At 43.1% G+C, this 18651-nt stretch carries 19 protein-coding genes; 4 read left to right on the top strand and 15 right to left on the bottom strand.

Features of this window, described 5'->3' with window-relative positions; all coding sequences use genetic code 11:
* Positions 1–406 precede the first annotated feature (406 nt).
* Positions 407–1393 carry a transcriptional regulator EbgR gene (gene ebgR, locus R7P64_RS12035; protein ID WP_213970983.1) on the top strand — a complete coding sequence of 329 codons (987 nt, stop codon included), beginning with the start codon at positions 407–409 and terminating at the stop codon, positions 1391–1393.
* Between the two features lie 169 nt (positions 1394–1562).
* Here ebgR and R7P64_RS12040 read toward each other — a convergent pair whose 3' ends face one another.
* Positions 1563–2480, bottom strand: coding sequence for a LysR family transcriptional regulator (locus R7P64_RS12040; protein WP_374041417.1), 918 nt, complete (start codon positions 2478–2480; stop codon positions 1563–1565).
* Between the two features lie 112 nt (positions 2481–2592).
* On the opposite strand from R7P64_RS12040, the gene chrA reads away from it, so the two are divergent.
* On the top strand, positions 2593–3732 hold the full coding sequence (gene chrA / locus R7P64_RS12045; RefSeq protein WP_213970981.1) for a chromate efflux transporter: 1140 nt from the start codon (positions 2593–2595) through the stop codon (positions 3730–3732).
* Positions 3733–3845: 113 nt separating this feature from the next.
* On the top strand, positions 3846–4961 hold the full coding sequence (locus R7P64_RS12050) for a phosphatase PAP2 family protein (RefSeq protein ID WP_213912240.1): 1116 nt from the start codon (positions 3846–3848) through the stop codon (positions 4959–4961).
* Positions 4962–5060: 99 nt separating this feature from the next.
* Here R7P64_RS12050 and R7P64_RS12055 read toward each other — a convergent pair whose 3' ends face one another.
* The 14 genes from R7P64_RS12055 to R7P64_RS12120 form a co-directional block, all read right to left on the bottom strand.
* Positions 5061–6074 carry a tetratricopeptide repeat protein gene (locus R7P64_RS12055; RefSeq protein WP_005386465.1) on the bottom strand — a complete coding sequence of 338 codons (1014 nt, stop codon included), beginning with the start codon at positions 6072–6074 and terminating at the stop codon, positions 5061–5063.
* A 20-nt stretch (positions 6075–6094) separates the two neighbouring features.
* A complete protein-coding gene (locus R7P64_RS12060; RefSeq protein ID WP_005386462.1) occupies positions 6095–7036 on the bottom strand; it encodes a type II secretion system F family protein in 942 nt (313 codons plus the stop codon).
* Between the two features lie 2 nt (positions 7037–7038).
* Positions 7039–8007 (bottom strand): type II secretion system F family protein, encoded by a 969-nt coding sequence (locus R7P64_RS12065; RefSeq protein WP_046875024.1) that lies wholly within the window; start codon positions 8005–8007, stop codon positions 7039–7041.
* A gap of 9 nt (positions 8008–8016) precedes the next feature.
* Positions 8017–9462: a CpaF family protein gene (locus R7P64_RS12070; RefSeq protein ID WP_046875025.1), complete on the bottom strand. Its 1446-nt coding sequence runs from the start codon at positions 9460–9462 to the stop codon at positions 8017–8019.
* Between the two features lie 12 nt (positions 9463–9474).
* A complete protein-coding gene (locus tag R7P64_RS12075; protein ID WP_318119055.1) occupies positions 9475–10683 on the bottom strand; it encodes an AAA family ATPase in 1209 nt (402 codons plus the stop codon).
* Between the two features lie 4 nt (positions 10684–10687).
* On the bottom strand, positions 10688–11221 hold the full coding sequence (locus R7P64_RS12080; protein WP_005386454.1) for a TadE/TadG family type IV pilus assembly protein: 534 nt from the start codon (positions 11219–11221) through the stop codon (positions 10688–10690).
* Positions 11218–11682 carry a TadE/TadG family type IV pilus assembly protein gene (locus R7P64_RS12085; protein ID WP_031781046.1) on the bottom strand — a complete coding sequence of 155 codons (465 nt, stop codon included), beginning with the start codon at positions 11680–11682 and terminating at the stop codon, positions 11218–11220. The genes R7P64_RS12080 and R7P64_RS12085 overlap by 4 nt, the downstream gene beginning before the upstream one ends.
* Before the next feature lies 1 nt (position 11683).
* Entirely contained in the window at positions 11684–13003 is a 1320-nt protein-coding gene (locus tag R7P64_RS12090) for a pilus assembly protein TadG-related protein (RefSeq protein ID WP_137282334.1), read from the bottom strand.
* Positions 13004–13028: 25 nt separating this feature from the next.
* Positions 13029–13253 (bottom strand): hypothetical protein, encoded by a 225-nt coding sequence (locus tag R7P64_RS12095; RefSeq protein WP_308386853.1) that lies wholly within the window; start codon positions 13251–13253, stop codon positions 13029–13031.
* Between the two features lie 13 nt (positions 13254–13266).
* A complete protein-coding gene (locus R7P64_RS12100) occupies positions 13267–14730 on the bottom strand; it encodes a type II and III secretion system protein family protein (protein ID WP_005386449.1) in 1464 nt (487 codons plus the stop codon).
* 7 nt (positions 14731–14737) lie between these two features.
* Positions 14738–15493 carry a Flp pilus assembly protein CpaB gene (gene cpaB, locus R7P64_RS12105; RefSeq protein ID WP_005386448.1) on the bottom strand — a complete coding sequence of 252 codons (756 nt, stop codon included), beginning with the start codon at positions 15491–15493 and terminating at the stop codon, positions 14738–14740.
* Positions 15494–15506: 13 nt separating this feature from the next.
* The gene (locus tag R7P64_RS12110) at positions 15507–16820 is read right to left on the bottom strand and encodes an AAA family ATPase (protein ID WP_165401630.1); all 1314 of its coding nucleotides are present in this window, start codon (positions 16818–16820) and stop codon (positions 15507–15509) included.
* A 62-nt stretch (positions 16821–16882) separates the two neighbouring features.
* Positions 16883–17371, bottom strand: coding sequence for a prepilin peptidase (locus R7P64_RS12115; RefSeq protein ID WP_031781044.1), 489 nt, complete (start codon positions 17369–17371; stop codon positions 16883–16885).
* Positions 17371–17544: a Flp family type IVb pilin gene (locus R7P64_RS12120; RefSeq protein ID WP_145473528.1), complete on the bottom strand. Its 174-nt coding sequence runs from the start codon at positions 17542–17544 to the stop codon at positions 17371–17373. Before R7P64_RS12120 ends, R7P64_RS12115 begins: the two co-directional genes overlap by 1 nt.
* Positions 17545–17880: 336 nt before the next feature.
* Here R7P64_RS12120 and R7P64_RS12125 point away from each other — a divergent pair, with 336 nt between their 5' ends.
* Positions 17881–18606, top strand: a complete 726-nt coding sequence (locus tag R7P64_RS12125; RefSeq protein ID WP_130545037.1) for a helix-turn-helix domain-containing protein — start codon at positions 17881–17883, stop codon at positions 18604–18606.
* Positions 18607–18651 lie beyond the last annotated feature (45 nt).

Genomic DNA, 18651 nt, shown 5'->3' on the forward strand with positions numbered 1-18651 from the left:
ACTGTTAGACAGCTTTTAAAAGCGCGGAGATTATAAATAGAGTTGAATACTTTCCTATTGATTTGTTTATAAAATGAGACACAAAACATAAACATGAACAATAAAACGTTTGCTTGATTAAACTCTAAACAGCTCGACTCCTATTAAGTACTAGAGTTACCACAAGTAGCAAGTTTCCAAACCAGTCGCGTTTTTCAGTATTTTTACAGCAATATAATCCTTACGTTTACGGCTTTATTTATTACTCAATAGAGTCTATTTCATGAAAACAAGTTGGCTTGATATGATGATTTAAAGTGTTTAGGACTGTCTTACTAAAGGTTTGTGCATCTCTAAGTAGCTGTTTAAAATAGTCAGATTATTGAGCTCACACTTGGGCAGTGAGCAGTGCCGACGGGAAATTTACATGGCAAAGCTAAAAGATATCGCCATTGAAGCGGGTGTCTCACTTGCAACCGTATCGCGGGTTTTGAACAAGGACCCAACGTTGAGCGTTAAAGAAGAAACCAAATACCGCATTTTGGAAATTGCAGAAAAACTGGAGTACCGCACCAGTAGCTCGAAGAAAGGCATCAAAGAAGTTAAGCAAAAACATCACTTTTTAGCCTTATATAACTACAAACAAGAAACAGAGGTGAATGACCCTTACTACTTATCAATTCGTCATGGGATTGAAACGCAATGCGACAAACTAGGTATTACGCTAACCAATTGCTATAACAGTGAAATTGATGTTGAAACGAAAAAGATAACAGGTGTCCTTTTAGTCGGAAATGTCGACCAAAAGGTAGTAGATAAATTACCTAAACGTCTAGCCGATAGCATCTGCTACATAAACTTTTCAGATCCAACCTGCCCTTATGATTGCGTTGATGTCGACCTTATTCGAATCAGTAGGCAAGTATTTGATTTCTTTGTACAACGAGGCCACCGCCGCATCGGTTATATTGGCGGTCAAAACAAGCCCGACGCAGCTGACATTCGTGAAAATGTGTTTTTGGACTATGGCTATCTAAAAGGCGTGGTCGCAGAACAAGATATACACTATTGTTCCTGCTCTAGTTTGTCCGGTTATAACTTAGCGAAAGAGATGCTAGCCATAGGTGACTTCCCGAAAGCAGTATTCATTGATTCAGACTCCATCGCGATTGGCATAGTACGTGCAATCCATGAATTTGGCTTAAAGATACCAGAGGATATTACGTTGATTAGTATGAATGATATTCCTACTGCTCGCTTTACCTTTCCGCCGTTGTCTACAATTCGTATTCACTCTGAGTTGATGGGAACTCAGGGAGTGAACTTACTGGTGGAAAAATACCGAGATGGACGCTTACGACCTCTTCATGTATACGTGCAAACAGAGCTTAAACTACGTGGTACAACTCAATGATACCTTTTCCATTAATCTCTTTTATGAATTAAATCTGGAACATCCCCCCCAACCAAAGACATTCATTTTGCTCAATCAGTACTGTTTCGGTATAACGCCGATAACTCAGCGGGTAGTAAGAAGTTCAACAACAAATCACTCTAAGCACCATGAGTGCCCCAAATGTTTATCATTTAGAGGTGATGGTCGAAGAAACTAATTCGCGTAGCCAAATGCCTTTGTCTTCATTGTTTCGGCTGGAATGCCACAGCATAGCAATATCAAAATCCGCAACGGCGATCGGCGGCTTAACGGTAACGAGATCGTCCGAAAAGCCCTCCGCCAAAGCCATTTTTTCTGGCACGATGGCAATGAGATCGCGTTTTCTCAATAGATGCCGAATAGTGAGAAAGTTGCGCGACGCCACGGTGACTTTGCGGCTCAAGCCATGTTCTGCAAGCTTTTGGTCTACTTGTGTCTTTAAGCTCCCATCGGGACTTACCAGAGCTTGCTCTATGTTCGCGAACGCTTCCAGAGACAGCTGTGTTTCCCCTTTCAATACCTGTTTATCACACATACACACGTGTTTTTCCGTGTACAAGTACAAGCTCTCAAAGTTGTCATCCAACACTGGCATGCTGCCAATAATGACATCGATCTTTTCGTGCTCAGTTAATGCCACGTAGTTGCTACGATTGACGTTAATAAAACTGATCTGGGCCTCTGGTGCGCGCTGGCGTATTTCGTCATAAAGCCGAGGAGCAAAAATAAACTCGGCATAATCCGTTAATCCAATGCGACATACACCCGCATAATTTTTAGGTTGGAAGGCAGACTTAGTGAGCAAGTCTTTGGCGATAGAATCCAACAAGTGATGCACAGTTGGCGCGATGTGGTGAGCGTGCTCGGTGGGCTCCATCTTGTGCCCTTTTCGCTCAAAAAGCGGGTCGTCAAACAACAACCTTAAACGAGACAAACTATGACTCATCGCCGACTGGCTAACGTAACTTTTCTCTGCCGCGACGCTAACGCTTCGATAGCGATACAAGTAGGAAAACGTCACCAATAAGTTCAAGTCAATGTTGCGCCACTGAATGTCCTCTTTCACTCCAACATCCTCATCCCATTTCATTCATAGATGAAATTAAAATCATCAATTTGAGTCATTTTAGAGCATTCGATAAATTAGCAACAATGCTTTTTAGATAAACAGGCTCGACATGTTCACCATATTCAAAACTTTTTTCTGGCTGGGTTGGTTCAGCTTCGGCGGCCCGGCGGCTCATATTGGTTATTTTCGCCAAACCTTTGTTGAGAAACTGAAATGGCTTGATGACAGCGAGTACGCGCAAATTGTCGCGCTCAGTCAGTTTTTGCCGGGACCGGGCTCAAGCCAAGTTGGCTTTGCTTTAGGCTATAAACGTGGCGGTTTAGGTGGCGCATGCGCAGCATTTGTCGGATTCACGCTTCCTTCGGTGATCATCATGTTGGTGCTGGCGATGGTGAGCAGCCAAATCACCGACACCGCAGTGTTCCAAAACATCGTTCACGGCCTAAAACTGCTCGCAGTCGTCGTCGTGGCGGATGCGACTTGGGGCATGTACAAAAACTTCTGCCAAAGTAAACTGACCGCGGGTTTGTGCGTCGCGACTGCGATTGCGTTGCTGGTGGCACCAAGCATCATGACGCAAATGTTCGTGTTGATCGCAGCAGGTTTTGTCGGAATGCGATATCTGAAGAAAGACTCCGCGCCATCAGCCGAGTCGTTTAAACCGTCTATCGCGCCATTGGCTCTATTTGCGATGCTTTTACTCGGCTTACCGTTAGTGGCTCATACGTTACCTTTACTTGGGCTGTTTAGTGATTTTTTCCAAGCTGGTAGCTTAGTGTTTGGTGGCGGTCATGTGGTTCTGCCGCTTCTGCAAAACATTGTTGGCGACCAGCTCAGCCAAGATGCATTTTTAACAGGCTACGCCGCTGCACAAGCTGTACCAGGGCCAATGTTCACCTTTGCGACTTTTATCGGTTATGAGCTTTCGGATACGCCAATTTTAGGTGCGCTGATCGCAACGCTTGGCGTATTCCTCCCAGGGTTTCTTTTACTACTTGGCGTTCTTAAGAACTGGCAAGCACTGGCAGGAAAACCGCTGGTCTCCGGCGCCATCAACGGTGTAAATGCCTCGGTAGTAGGGTTACTACTCGCGGCACTTTACCAGCCAGTATTTAGCAGCGCAGTTGTTGCTCCCATCGACATGGCGTTAGTGGTTGCAGGTTTTTATCTACACAAAAAGCTCAACCTTTCGGTTCTGTGGATGATCGTGTTTTTTGTGGCGGCAGGCCTTGTCACGGGCATGATGTAGCCTGCTGATACACCAACTATTGAATCCAGATAAACCACGGGTACTCAAATACGAATGCCCGTTTTCTCAACTAAGCTTAATGATATTGGAAGGATAGAGATGACGGATCATCAATGGAACAAGACAACAATTACGAGCTCAACCTTAGCTGGCAGCAAAAAGCATCGGCTTTACTCACATCAGTAAAGAATGAGTTATTGAACGATAAGATTTTCTACACCTATTGCTTTATCTCAACTGCTGTCATTTATCTTTGTTCTTTGTATCTCGATTTCCCTATCGATTACTCTTTTACCACTTACCTTGAAACACTCATACAAGCTTTGTATGTCACAGGTTTAAGCTGGTGTATCTACTATTATTTCTATCTCATACTGCGCAAAGAAAAACAGCCAGCAAAGCGCTTCATACGAAAACTGAAGCATCTTATTTTTCCGCTGTACCGACCTGTATCAGTGTTTGTTTCGATGATGGCACTCAACCTGATTTTCTCTAACCACACGTTTTTGAAATCGCTGATTCCAATCATCAATCCATTCAAGTGGGATCTGACCTTTGCGAATATTGATTCGTTGCTACACTTCGGGTTTGCTCCGTGGGAGTTGACCCATGCATTATTCTCCAATGCTTGGGCCTCATTAGGGCTAAATGTAGCCTACAACGCATGGTTTTTTTGTATGTGGGGCATACTCATCTTTTTCCTTATCTACAAAAAATACCCGTTGGTAAGGCAACAGTTTTTACTCACGTTCGCATTGTCTTGGATGATTCTTGGTGTCTTCTTCGCCACGTTGCTTTCTTCAGCAGGCCCATGTTATGTGGAGCTTATCACTGGAGATGAACAGTTTGTTCCTCTGATGAAAACGCTCGAAGTCCAAAGCCAATATCTTACCAATGTAGACGCTGGGCAATTGTGGGCATTGCCTACACAGCAATATCTTTGGGATGAGTACATCGCGAATGCCAATGGTATTGGCTCTGGCATTTCGGCAATGCCGAGTTTGCACGTTTCCATTGCTGTTTTGATGGCGCTATCAATTTATAGACTCAACAAAACCATCGGCTACTTTGCTTACGCTTTCGCAGTCATCATTCAAATCGGTTCGGTACATTTAGCCTGGCATTATGCGATTGATGGCTACCTCGCAACACTCTTGACGGTGATGTTATGGAAGATAGTTGGTTGGGCTTTACGGCGCTATGCTTCTTACCCTGAAAGAAGCGAATGACGGCTAATTGAACAAACACCTTTGCAACGGACTACTCCCCATAAATGAAAAAGCCACTCTATCTTGCAGAGTGGCTTTCTTTTAAAAGGGTCTTCAAATTTATTGGAGAAGAGCGGTAGAGGTATCCCCTCGCTCTCTCACCATTGCCAATGCTCGTTCTAGGTTTTTATTTGCCAGTTCATAGTAGGCAGGGTTCTTATCAATAGCCTGTTGTAAATAAGGAATCGCCTCTCCTGGTTTGCCTTGAAGGATCAAGAAATAGCCAACATTGTTGAGCGCTTCGGGTTCTGTCATGTGTCGACTAAAAATACTCAGAGCTTGTCGTGGCTGATCTTTAGCTAAAGCAATGAGACCTAAATTATTGATTCCTCTCTCATCTCCTGGCTTGATACTTAGTGCGGCTTGAGTAAAGTGCGCCGCTTTTGAGTAAGCTTTTTCCATGTAGTAGGAGTAGCCAAGGCTGACCAAAGCGTTTACGTTTCTTGAGTCAATATCCAACGCTTTTCGAATTAACGCCTGCGCAATATCGTGGTCGCCACGAATGTCGTAAAGCACACCTAGACCGGAGTAAGCAGAGACTGGTGATTTATCATCATAGCGATATGTTGCAACGCTCTCTGCAGTAATGTTGTCTTTAGTGATGGTAGGATCGCCATCCATGCGAATTTGGTCAGCATTCAAAGCGCGTATGTAGTAGCTTTTCCCGACGTCCTTTTCTCCACGCTTCGTGTATAAAGTACCAAGCTCAGTCAGGGAGCCAATATGATCGGGGTTCTCAGCCAAAGATGCTCGAAATGATTTATCGGCGAGTTCTGAATTCTCCCTAGCTAAATGGATGCGCCCCACGGTGTACAAGGTTTTATCTTTATGGACCGCATTCGGGAAAGAGAGCGAGCGAATATATTCATACAAGGCTAAGTCGACATTTTTGTTGCTTAATGCAATATCCCCTCGTGAGATTGCCTCTTCCTCTGTTTTGGGAGGTTCATCATTAGTGAGAGACTCAACGGGCTTACCTGAGTACAGCGTTGAATCGAAATCTGATGATTGTTCAGTTGTTGAACATGCGGTAAGCACCAACAACGAGATGATGACGTATTTCTTAATCCACATAACGATCCCTATTTTGCTTTTTAATTAGAAAATGCCTCAGCCAATGAAATTAACGCAGGTCCGATAGCCACTATAAAAAAGCAAGGCCAAATAAATAGCACCATTGGAAACATCATTTTGACTGGGATTTTTGCAGCAATTTCTTCTGCTGCTTGTTGACGCTTATCCCTGTAGTCTTCGGTATATTCACGCAAGGAGTTGACTAAACTCCCCCCTATTCGAGAGGCATGGCTAAGCATACTTACCAGCCCCATTAATTCTTCTAACCCTGTTCTTAATACTAGCTCCCTCAGCGCTTCTGGCATTGGTTTACCCGCTTTAATTTTGTTGCACACCGTATCGATTTCATCGGCAAGCTCTGGGTGAGAGATAACCAGTTCATCAGCAACCCGACGCAACGCTGCATTAAAGCCAAGCCCTGATTCGGTACAAACCACCAGCAAATCAAGCATGTCGGGCACACCTGCGCGAATCGCTTGCTGACGCTTGTTCACCATTCGACGCAAAATAAAATCAGGAAATAAAAGCCCAATAAATACGGATAACGCCATATACGTGTACAGGTATTTAGATTCCGGAACCGAGAAATACACCAGTGCCGCCACCATCACACCTAAGATCGTCGTGACCGATTTAATGGCATAAAACATCGATAATGCATTGCTTTCATGAAACCCAGCATGCATCAGTTTATTGCGTGTCGTTTGGCGCTCTTTTTCACTGGTTGGGGAAGTTAAAGGCGCTAACGACTCCAAGGTGTCTGACATTTTTTTGTTGTGATGAGAGACTTCTTTCTTATCACCAGACAATTCGGCTAACTTTCGTTTAATTGGCGAGTTAACCCCGATAATTATCGAGCCTAACGTCATCACAACCAACACTGTAGTGATGAGGATCAACCCCATAAGCAGTGTTTCTTGGCCGACAGCAAAATCGTTTAACCATCCTTGAATACTTTCCATGGCTACACCTCAATATTGACGATTTTACGAATCCAAAGCGTACCGATAAACAACGCTACCATCCCACCAATGACCATTTTGATCCCCATTGGATGCGTGTGGAGTAACTCAATATACTCAGGTCGAACAAGGGAAATGATGACGTATAAACCAAAAGGCGCTAATACTAATACCCATGCCGACATTCGAGATTCCGCCGAAATGGTTTTTATTTTTCGAGCAAGTTTGAAACGAGCACGTAGGATATGGGAGAGCTTCTCAATGTTTTCGACTAAGTTACCACCCGTTTCCTTTTGCAGTAACACAGCACTGGAGAAAGCAAGCATAGATACGGTAGGAGTTCTCTCCGACATTTGCATAATCGCCAAGCGGAGGTCATAACCATAGTTGAGTAAGTTAAAGGTATTCATGAACTCAGGACCAAGCGGTGCACTAACCTCTCTGCCTACTTCTCCAAAACCCTGTGTAATTGGCTGCCCTGCCTGCAAAACTCGCTTGATGATATCGAGAGCCTCTGGCAGTTGCTCTTCAAATTTCATTAAACGATCAGCAATCCTTTTCTGTATGTAGAAGTAAACAGACACCCAGCAAGCAAACGCAACACCAGCACAGAGGTACCAAACTTGCCCGAACAAGAACAGAAATAGACCAACCGCAGTCCCTCCGAGGAATGTGAGGAAAATAAACCGACTGAACCCCATGTGTATCCCAGCCAGTTCCAACTTCTTCTTAAAGTTATCGAACAGACTAAACCTCACAAGCCATCGCTCTAATGGCGAGAGATTCTTGAGCGAGTTTTCCCTTAATAAAGAAATACTCTCTTGATCAATATGTTTATGGCTTTCGTGTATCCGCTTGATTAATTGCTTATGCTTAACCTTTTTACCCGCAGAAGGCAGAATTAACGCTTGGCTAATAAAGAATACGGACAAAAACAGCAGTACAAGAAAAAGGGGGAATTGACTATCCATAGCAATCTCCTAACGGGCTTTTTCATTGAATATTTCAAATGGTACGTCTAAGCCTCGTTTTACTAATTGGTCATGGCAGCTTGGTACAATCCCTGTAGCCATGTAATCACCTAACACATTACCTTCTTGATCGACCCCTCTTCTCTGGAAGGTGAAGATCTCCGACATGGTAATAACGTCACCTTCCATGCCATTGATTTCTTGTACGCTAACCATGCGACGTTTACCGTCTTCCTGGCGATCCATTTGCACAACAATATTGATGGCAGACGCGATCTGCGCTCTCAAGTTTTTTGTCGACACATTCCACCCTGCCATCGAGAACATATTCTCAATCCGGCTCAACGCATCTCTTGGTGTATTCGCGTGGATAGTAGCCAAAGACCCATCATGACCCGTGTTCATTGCGGATAGCATATCCACCGCTTCTGAGCCACGAACCTCACCAACAACTATCCGATCGGGACGCATACGTAGTGAGTTTTTTACTAAATCACGCTGAGAAATTTCACCCTTACCCTCGATATTGGAAGGACGTGTTTCCAAACGGATAATATGTGGCTGTTGGAGTTGTAACTCTGCTGAGTCCTCAATGGTTACAATGCGTTGGTCGCTAGGAATAAAGCTCGACAAAATATTTAGCGTGGTTGTTTTACCAGAACCTGTACCTCCAGAAATCAGGATATTCATTTCCCCCACAACCGCCGCATTAAGAAACTTCGCCATTTCAGGAGACAACGATCCAAGTTCTAATAGGTTATCCATATTCAAACGTTCAACCGCAAAACGTCGAATAGAAACTGAAGGCCCATCAATAGCAAGAGGAGGTATAATCGCATTAAAACGTGAGCCATCTTTGAGTCGAGCATCCACCATGGGTGAAGCCTCATCGATCCTTCGACCCACTTGGCTTACAATACGGTCGATAATGTTGCGCAAATGGCGTTCGTCTAAAAAGGTGTGCGGTGTTTTCTCCAACTTACCAAAACGTTCGACGAAAATATTTTTCGGGCCATTTACTAAGATATCTGAGATTGTTTGATCTTCAAGAAGTGGCTCAAGAGGCCCTAGGCCGAACACTTCATCTTCAATTTGATGTATTACGCGGTTTCGCGCTTCTGAACTCAATGGGTGTGTTTGATCTTCCGCAATGAGCTGAACAACCGCTTCGCGCAACTCCTCTTTCGCGCGATCTTCTTGCAAGTGCGATAGAAGCCCGAGATCCAGGGTATCCAGTAGTTTCTTGTGGTAGTAGTGTTTTATCGAGAGATCTTGTTCTAATTGCTTTTTCTGCTCCTCGATCGCTTTCATCTTGGCTTCTACCGGCGACAAAGACTTTTGCTCATCTGACGTGTCTTCATCAGATTTTGCCAACTCGACATTCACAACTTTGGATTCTTTTGTTTCATCTACGGAATTGAAAGAACTCCCGACGCCTTTCCGTTTGAAAAACATAACTCCCCCTTACTAAGAAAATAGTTTTTTTATCCAACTTTGATTCTCTTTGGTCGGACTTTCTAATAAGTGCGATATTTCAGCCAAAGACGCTTTCAGCGCACTATTTTTCTTAGATTGAACAATTGGGTTGCCCAAATTAGCGCTCTCGATAGCAATAGCAAAGTTATTAGGTACTAAGTGTATTGCATGTCCACTAACCGCATTTTCAATGTCTTTCAACGATATTGTCGATTTCTTTTCAAAACGATTAACAATTAGTTCAACCTGATGACTACTTAAACCATAGTCTAATTCTAAAGAACGTATATAACTAACAGCATGCTTCACCGAGGTAACATTCTGTTGCAGAATCAAAAAAACATGTGTTGCCGGAGAAACAATTTGTTGATAAACGTGCTCAACGCCATGAGATAAATCCACAATAATATGTGAGTAAAACTGCCTCAAAATAGGTAATAATTTACTAACTTGAACCGCATGCTTGTAATTACCTTTAGGATCATTTTGGTTAAAACACAAATAATTCAAACCTGAAGGATGCTGGTAGACTAGTCCTTCTAGTGATAATTCATCTAAATCATTAACAGAATCAATCACATCATTAATATTGTATTTAGGCTTACAGTTTAAATAATCAGCGGCATCACTAAACTGCATATCCAAGTCAACGAGCAACACTTTACTCTTAGCATAGCTTGATAATTCTATTGCTGTATTAATAGCCAAAGTGGTTGCTCCAGAGCCACCTTTTGTATTAATAAACAATGTTAGATCGCCCATTTTCTTATTGGCAATCTTTTCATCCGCGGTAGATTTTAATAAAGGATATAGCTCGCCAAAATCAACCGAACGAGACAAATAATCTGTTGCCCCAAGCCTTAATGCCATTTTAAGGGATGCAGTATCGTTCTCGTCGCCAAATACAATCAAAGCGGTATGATTATGCTGTAAACTGCTGTCACTAGAATAAACATGAGCCACTTTCTGAGCCCAGCTTTCACCGGTTTCAATATAAATGAGATCAGGAACTTGCTTATTTTTCACAAAGTCCAAGTTAAAGGTATCTAGCTCTATCCAATCAATATTTAGATTTACACACCTTGATAGTTCATCAGCAATGTGAATTTTAAAATTTGATGTAGAATAAACTATCCAAATAATCAAGTTAGTTTTTAAACTTTTATGTGTTTCACTATCCATTTTGACTGGTTTCAACATAAAGCTACTCCGCGGAACAATCCGAATAAACAGCAGGGTTATCAGCTTCAGGCTTTAATACACCTAAGCTTTCTGCCGGCAATACAGTTTCAAAAGCAGGCGTTTTTCCTACTGCACTAATAAGCGCAGCTAACACAAAAAACTTAAATTCATAATCAACTGCTCTTGCTTGAACATATTTTATTTTTGAAAACTGAGCATCTAACACTGTAGATGCTGCAGGTGGAGTACTCAAAAAATCCGACACATCAACAGTTGCACCTGTATCGTCTAAATATTCGATTTGTAAATTATTAGCGGTAAAACCTGAAGGATATAGACTCTCCAAAGCTTGATGATTAGGTATTTCATCACGTTCAGAAATAAAACAAACCGTGGCAAGTCGTGCCGCTCGCCTGGTAATTTCGTTGACCATTTGCACTGAATAAAAGTAGATTGCAAACTCAATAATCATGAACAGTACTAACATTACCGCAAGTGCAATTAACGAAAACTCAACTTGGGTTAGTCCTTTCTGTTTCCTTATCCATTGTTTCATGGGCTAGTCCTCATTGACGCAGAAGAGCCAATACTGAAAGCCAAAGAGGTTCCGGTAAAAGGTAAGGTTGAGAAAATAGGCTCATAATTATAAGTAGCCGATATGGTGACAACCTTATTGGTGTCCGTTGGTTGAGTCACAATAATGTCAGCAGCTTCAATATAGTCGATTACCGGCGTACCAACGCCACTCGGCGTGCCATAGATCACCACATTTTTAATATCAGATTCTTCAGCTATGCCTTCAAAATCTAACGTGCCATAAGTATCAACCACGGCATACCGTGCGCCATTTTGCAACGCTTTGTTGACCTCGGTGTATTGAATAAAAGCTCGGCTCACGTCGATAACTAATACGGTCAGCATCAGTAGCACTGGCAATGCAAGAATAAACTCTATAATTGCCAGTCCTTTCTGGTTAGCCATCTTTTTCATCTGATGCTTTCTATTGGAGTACATCATATTAAGACCCTCCACTTGACGGGTCTTTGTATAGAACGATTTTGTATGGCCCAACTCCATCTTCATCCGGATCTACCCCAGACGACGCATTTTTTACCGTACAATCCTCTAGAAACTGACCGAATATTTCCGATTCATTCCCCTTATTTTGCACTTCCTGAGTAACAAAAAAGCATCCTAGGCCCAGTACTTCTAAATCCATCTTGCCGCCTTTTTTTGGAGCTTCATCACAACGAACGATCGGCACTCGTAATACCCTTCTATCGGTTTTCCCATCCGCTCGGTAATATTGCGACTTGCACGCGCCAGGCCCCCCCGTACAAGCGGCTAACCCTTCGACATAATCGGCATAATAAAACGCATCGTTATCAACGGCCGGATCTTCCGCATCCTGATATTGTTGTTGGTAATTGTCGTATGTTACGTTGGACTCTTCGATGTACTTATCTGAAGTAATGCCTTCATCTGGCTTACCCCCATCAAATCTCGTATTTAGACCTTGAGCTACTGGTCCCGTACCTTTACCAGTCTCTGTTGTGACTAAATCACCGACTGTTATGCACTCCTCAGTATCCCCTGCCAGCATTTCTCTTACTGTATTTTTACCGGAACCAAAGTCTAAAAGGTGGTAGTTACCCGAACCAATGCCACCATCCGTGTGCCCTGATGGTTTCAATACATGAATAGTGTCAGCATCTCGATCTTGTGCGCCATTGTAGTTTGGGTTTGAAGAAGGAATGTATCCCCACGCCAGATCAGCTGAGCCTACATCGCCACACATAGCAATAGGCGACACGTTACATGTAGTAATGCTTGGCGCACTTGGTCCTGCAACAGCACTTGCTGACACCCCTTTGTCGAGCCCAAACATGCCACTTAAATACTGTGTCAAAAGAACATTACTAACGGCAACACGAACATAGATGTCGCTGTCACTGCCCAAAGAGAACTCTCCAGCTTCAACAAATGAGCCTTTAGCGTTCGAATTTGAGAAAGTTACATCTATGTTTTCCCCCGTGTAAACTAATTCTTGGTTACCATCAGACGCAGCAGAATGAGTCAGAGCATCATTCGCCGCTTGCGTCGCTAAACTAAGCCGCTCAGCCAAATCTGCCGCGTCGGTCCTTTCATCGACGACAACCGCAGCCGCTAATGCAGCGGAGTCGACCGCGTTTTGTAGTCTTGTTTTATTGAGTACTTGGTGATTCAAATCAATACCAAAGGCTGCAACACCAAGTAAAAATAATAAAACTAAACTAATTAATACCAAGGTAATCCCTTTCTGAGCTCTCCTTGGCGCTATATGCATATTCCTTCGCATAGCCCCTCCTAAGTGAACATATCACTTAATCATCTTTGGCTACCCCATTGTTGTTATATACCTCTAAGCTAACTTGTGTGCGCTCACCACTACCTTCCGGTAAGTAGCCCAAATTCTCATACCAGGCTTCTGGATTCAGAGTTTGTTCAGCGCGCAGCTGGCTAACCGAGATACCAAGCTCGGGGTCATTCGCACAGCCAAACAAGCCGAATGATGTGAAACAAATGGTCATTATCACTATGCTTTTCATCTTGTTCTCCCACTTATAGACTGTGCCCAAACTTGCCCTCAGAGCCACCTTCTGACGAACCGTATTGAATAAAATTGTTGTTAGTATCTTCTTCACTGATGTCGTTTAGCTGGTACCTATCGAAATCCAACTCAGCACCTTTACCAAGCAAATAGAACTCCACATCGTTTGGAGCAACAAAACCATCTGTTGGTAGCGTGATTCGACGTCGATCAATTGGGGTTGCTAATCGAGGAGTAACCAGAATGACTAGTTCTGTTTCCCCAGAGGTAAATTCTTCACTCTTAAACAAGCGGCCTAACACAGGTAGATCACTCGCACCAGGTATACCATTCGCAACGTTACGCGCGTTTTCACTCAATAGCCCCGCAATACCAATGGTTTGACCATCTGCTAGCTCAATCGTTGTACCAGCACTTCGTTTTGTGATTGGTGGAATAAAGAAAGTGGCATTCACTTCGTTTGGATTAAACGTCAACACACCAGAATTGGAAATTTCACTCACATTGACGTTCAGTTTGAGATTGATTCTCTTATCGCTCAAAATAAACGGAACAAAGTCGAGTTGAACACCGTACTCTTTGTAGTCGATGGTAATACCATCTTCATTTGGTACTGGAATTGGGAATTCACCACCAGCGACAAACTCGGCTTGCGTACCACTTAATGCGGTAAGGCTAGGCTCTGCCAGCACTTTCGCTACGCCATTTTGCTTCGCCACATCAAGCGCAAAGGTAAACAAGGTATTACTGTCGATAAACGATCCGAGAAAACCGAAATCTTCGACTGTTGGGACGTTCAAAATTGGTCCAATGCCATCAATACCGCCACCAGCAGTCGTACCACCCCAAGTAAAGTCCCCACTTCTTTGGAAAAAGTGGAAGTTTGAGTCGAAGCGTCTTACAAGTGTGCGCTGTACTTCGGCAACGGTAACTTCTAGCGTCACCTGCTGAGCACCACCAATAGAAAGTAGATTGATGACCATACTTTCATCATCTTTAGAGCTATCATCTTCTTCATCTGCCGCTTCACCCAAAGCAAAGGTTTCAGCAATTTTGACCGCAGTGTCCATGTTTTGCTGACTGCTGACCAAGCCTCTAAGTACCACTTTTTCTTGCGCACTGTGCACTTCGATATTTTCATCCGGCAAGAACTGATAAAGCTTCGACTTAAGCGTATTTAGATCATGCGTGACTTCCACGTTAAACTGCTCAATTAACCGGCCTCGGCGATCCCACACCGACACATTCGTGGTACCTAACTTCTTACCAATAAGAAACAGCTCGTTCGATCTGAGCACTAAAATATCCAAGACTTCTGGATCCCCTAACGTCACTTTCTTTGCTTGGCCTGATATCATCAATTGAGTTGATTGGTGATGTGCAACGGTTACGACTTTTCCTGACTGCGCCGTAGCTGCGTTAACAGACAAGCTGACGAAAAGTAACTGGCTAACAAGTAATATTATTGTTTTCATAATTCACCTAATTGCTGACTCGGACACTGGATGCCTGAGATCCCTTAATAATGGTCACACTAGGTCGTGGCGTGTATTTTCTTGCTACAACAGGTTTATCCACTTCATGAGGGTTGCGCAGAGCAAGCTGTATATCGCCTTTGCTGTTCGCCGATAAGAGCTTTTCTGCCTCTTTCGGTGTTACTTCTAAAGTCACAGCGCGTACAATCACGGGTTTGTTATCATTCGTTTTGGCTGTTTGGTCCACCGCAAGAACATTGATATTTTTAAGCACTGTTTTTGTTGTGGCGTTTTTACCTTGTCCATAACTCACTGTATTCAGGACATCGACCTTGTTGCCTGGTAACAAAAAACCTGCCACACCGATAACGTCATTTACGCGAATAGTGATTGCTCGCTTGTTTTCTGGAATTAATGCAGCAAGTGTTGCGCCTTCACCAGGCAGGGCAAGGCGATGAGGGTTAACAAGTTCACCCGCGTAAATAGTATTGGCAACGATTCTTCCCAATGCCTGTTCTTTTACTTTCAATGTTTCATCATCTATCCAGTCCACTTCCATGAGCTTAGTAGACAAATGTTTCTCAGAGAGAATAGTTCCTGGTTCTAGCTCCATGGCGGCAACTAAAACGGGATGCCTTTCGACCTCTTCTAACTCGACTGTTGGTTGGTTTCTGCCATCCATCCATTGTTTAGCTATCAACACGGCAGCAAGGCCGAAAACAATGGAGAGTAGCAATAGCATGATGACTTGAGTCCGACTCATAATTTAGATCTCCCTATTCATCCACTGTGAAATACAGTCCCCAGGCACGAGTTAAAATGTCTGATGAGACGACTTTTCGTTTTCCTTCAAAAACGAGAACGTCTCTGCTAATGCCCAAAAGATCTTTAGGTAAGCATGGATAATTAGGCATTTTATTTTCACGGTGCAATTGATTTAGTGTGTCAAAGAATTCAGGCGACAACGCGAGTTGCAAGTCTTTGGACAGCGATAACCAAAGCGCTTTATAGTCATCATCACCAAGTGGCTTAAACTCAATTTTGTACCCCAGACGGCGTAAAAAAGCAGGGTCAGCAATTTTGCTTGGTGCAAAATTGGATGAGAATGCCAAAGTAAGCATAAATGGCACCGTTACTTGTTGACCATTTGGCAGCGCCAGATGGTCAAATAAGTATTCCATTGGAACGATCCATCTATTTAGCAAGGCATCAACAGGCATTGACTGACGACCGAGATCATCAATCACTAAGATTCCGTTGTTAGCCATCATTTGAAGTGGCGCAATCCATACACGATTATGCTCGCTGTGGTTTACCTCAAGCATCTCCAATGTCAGCTCACCGCCCACTTGAATGTTTGGTCTTTCACAAAGAACCCAGCGTTTGTCGTAATGGGTTTCCAACTTAACGAAAACCTGAGAATGGGAGTTGTCTAAACGACGGTGATGATGCTCTGAGAACACTTTGATGATGTTGCCATCGGCATATACGGCGTAAGGAATAAACACCGAAGTGTTCATTGCATTGAGTACTCTTGATGCGACGTAACTTTTACCAGTACCCGCGTGGCCATAAAGCAACAAAGCTCGTCCAGAGTTGATAGCAGGTCCGAGAACAGGAACTAAGTGATCCGAGCCAAAAACATCAGATAATGCACGCTCTACATCAATACGGGTAACAGGGTTTTTGCGTAGATCTTGTCCTTCAACAACGGTCCAATACTCTTCCAAAGAAACTGGAACAGGACCGATATACGGATCTTTTCTATATGCAATGTCTGCTTCCGCAAGTCCTAATTCCGTTAGACTATAACGAATGTTCGAGTACGAATGGTTTAGCTTCTCAGATGTAGGCTGATATACCTCAACCCAGCTTCGTTTCCTCAACTGCGCCAAAGCAAGTTCAACAATATTTGAAACCACGCATAACCGCTGTGTTAACTCGATCAAATCACATTTCGGATAAGCTGACAGGTGTTTCAACACTAAGTTTTCAACGACTGAAGCCGGTATGCCAAGACCTTCTACCGATGAAGGTACTTTTGGTGGATTTATTTGTGGCACGAGTTTTTCCCAATACACAGAGCCCATCACACTTCCCCTCCTTGAAGTTGCTTAGCCAACTGATGCTGCATGCCATTTATTATTTTTATTTAGTGGGTATAGGAAAAATAAGCTAATCCAATTACGATTATCGGCGCGAATGGAATGACTAACGGCTTACTGGACCTAAAACCTGGTGTTACTTTTTCTAAGCAATACCCTTTAATCTGATGTGATAGAGCAACACTAGTCGATGACACATGTAGCATTAGATAAAAAATGCCGACAATGCCTCCAGCGAGTATTATCCCGGTAGACGCTTCCCCAAGGTTACTCAATCCCAACCATGCCCCTATGACGGCGAGTAACTTAACGTCTCCTCCAGCCATTACTTTGAAAAGATACAGCGCGAAACACACCGCAAACGCAACCAACCCACCATATAAATGATCCAAACCAGTTGTGGCTGGGTTGTAAATTACGTTTGCAGTTACTGCAACCAAAAGCATAAGCACTGCTTTATTCGGTATTCTGTGTTTCTGTGCGTCTGAAACTCCAATCGCGATAAGTAATGACCAAATAATTAACTCGCTAACCATTACGAAGTGCTAATACGACCAGCTACTGAAGTGAACTTGTTAGACAAGGTTGTCCAGAAGCCTGAAGTCAAGAATGCAGTAACAATTAGTGCCGCACCTAGGATATACTCCAAAAGTGTTAGCCCCTCTTCGTCTTCCATGAAGTCCTTGATTAGATTGCGAAAGTTATCCATAAGATTATCCCCTTTATTTAACCAAATCTCGCTTGTCCATGACGCAGGTATCATATACACCCGAATCATGCTTAAACATTAGTCATCAAGAATTAGGGGGGTTAGGACTTTTTTGCCAAAGGTTAGTACTTTCTTGCCTGTCTGCGCTTCAGAGGCAAAATGTATCATAAATAAGACACATCACTGTAAGCTATGTGACACATTTCACACTTGCAGTATGACTATATAAGCCTAAGCTTAATAAACGAAAGGGTGAGGTCTAAAGCTCAAGGAATGAGGCTCGACTGACCTCAATGCATACTAACATTGGTGTAGTACGTACTGAGCAGGATTCATATGGATAAACAGACCAAAGCTTACTGGATAGGAGAGACCCTTTGCTCGCTGCCGGAACAATTTCGTTGTGAGTTTGATGGGTGCTTTGACATTATGGACTGCAGTAAAGATATCTCAGTCCTCAGTGATAAAGAACATAGCTATTTCTTTTACTACATAACCTGTGATCATCAAGAGCACTTGAAAGGTGTTATAACGCTCTGTAAAAACCTCGACAAAAAACTGATCGTCGTATCTCCAAAAGATACGGCTCCTCACTTGCCGCCCAAGCATATTTGTGCGGAATATTATAAGTTGAACGAGCTCACTCTTCCTATCTGGCTTTCACAAATAAAATTGAAATACTTTTTGCATAGTAAAGTAGACGAAGAACAAATCTCGGTAGATAAACTTTTCTCTCGAAGCGGCAAGTCAAACTTTTCAGACGTAGTCCATTACATCGCCAATAACGTTCATAAGGACCTAAGAGAAGAGGAAGCAGCCGCTCTTTGTCATTACTCGCCGAACTACTTTTCCAAAGTTTTCCACCGTAAAGTGGGTATGTGCTTTCGTGATTATGTCACGGCGAAACGCATTTCATTAGCTAAGAAAATGCTAATTGAAAATGAATCGATGAAAATTGCTTACATTGCTTATCAGTGCGGGTATCGAGACGTTTCTTACTTTTCTCGAATTTTTAAGAAAAAAACGGGGCTGTCTCCAGCAAATTATCGACAGCAGTTTTAGGCTTTATTTGTAGCGACTGTCAGGACAACTAACGCTATCTTCCCC

Source organism: Vibrio sp. 2304, assembly GCF_033339475.1.
GTDB lineage: Bacteria > Pseudomonadota > Gammaproteobacteria > Enterobacterales > Vibrionaceae > Vibrio > Vibrio alginolyticus.

Excerpts from the sequence above, each read along its gene's own strand:
- R7P64_RS12055 (WP_005386465.1), bottom strand. The coding sequence starts at position 6,074 with ATGTGGATTAAGAAATACGTCATCATCTCGTTGTTGGTGCTTACCGCA.
- R7P64_RS12120 (WP_145473528.1), bottom strand. The coding sequence starts at position 17,544 with ATGGATAACTTTCGCAATCTAATCAAGGACTTCATGGAAGACGAAGAG.
- R7P64_RS12095 (WP_308386853.1), bottom strand. The coding sequence starts at position 13,253 with ATGAAAAGCATAGTGATAATGACCATTTGTTTCACATCATTCGGCTTG.
- R7P64_RS12085 (WP_031781046.1), bottom strand. The coding sequence starts at position 11,682 with ATGATGTACTCCAATAGAAAGCATCAGATGAAAAAGATGGCTAACCAG.
- R7P64_RS12100 (WP_005386449.1), bottom strand. The coding sequence starts at position 14,730 with ATGAAAACAATAATATTACTTGTTAGCCAGTTACTTTTCGTCAGCTTG.
- R7P64_RS12070 (WP_046875025.1), bottom strand. The coding sequence starts at position 9,462 with ATGTTTTTCAAACGGAAAGGCGTCGGGAGTTCTTTCAATTCCGTAGAT.
- cpaB (WP_005386448.1), bottom strand. The coding sequence starts at position 15,493 with ATGAGTCGGACTCAAGTCATCATGCTATTGCTACTCTCCATTGTTTTC.
- R7P64_RS12080 (WP_005386454.1), bottom strand. The coding sequence starts at position 11,221 with ATGAAACAATGGATAAGGAAACAGAAAGGACTAACCCAAGTTGAGTTT.
- R7P64_RS12050 (WP_213912240.1), top strand. The coding sequence starts at position 3,846 with ATGGAACAAGACAACAATTACGAGCTCAACCTTAGCTGGCAGCAAAAA.
- R7P64_RS12125 (WP_130545037.1), top strand. The coding sequence starts at position 17,881 with ATGGATAAACAGACCAAAGCTTACTGGATAGGAGAGACCCTTTGCTCG.
- R7P64_RS12115 (WP_031781044.1), bottom strand. The coding sequence starts at position 17,371 with ATGGTTAGCGAGTTAATTATTTGGTCATTACTTATCGCGATTGGAGTT.
- chrA (WP_213970981.1), top strand. The coding sequence starts at position 2,593 with ATGTTCACCATATTCAAAACTTTTTTCTGGCTGGGTTGGTTCAGCTTC.
- R7P64_RS12060 (WP_005386462.1), bottom strand. The coding sequence starts at position 7,036 with ATGGAAAGTATTCAAGGATGGTTAAACGATTTTGCTGTCGGCCAAGAA.
- R7P64_RS12110 (WP_165401630.1), bottom strand. The coding sequence starts at position 16,820 with ATGGGCTCTGTGTATTGGGAAAAACTCGTGCCACAAATAAATCCACCA.
- R7P64_RS12090 (WP_137282334.1), bottom strand. The coding sequence starts at position 13,003 with ATGCGAAGGAATATGCATATAGCGCCAAGGAGAGCTCAGAAAGGGATT.
- R7P64_RS12065 (WP_046875024.1), bottom strand. The coding sequence starts at position 8,007 with ATGGATAGTCAATTCCCCCTTTTTCTTGTACTGCTGTTTTTGTCCGTA.
- ebgR (WP_213970983.1), top strand. The coding sequence starts at position 407 with ATGGCAAAGCTAAAAGATATCGCCATTGAAGCGGGTGTCTCACTTGCA.
- R7P64_RS12075 (WP_318119055.1), bottom strand. The coding sequence starts at position 10,683 with ATGTTGAAACCAGTCAAAATGGATAGTGAAACACATAAAAGTTTAAAA.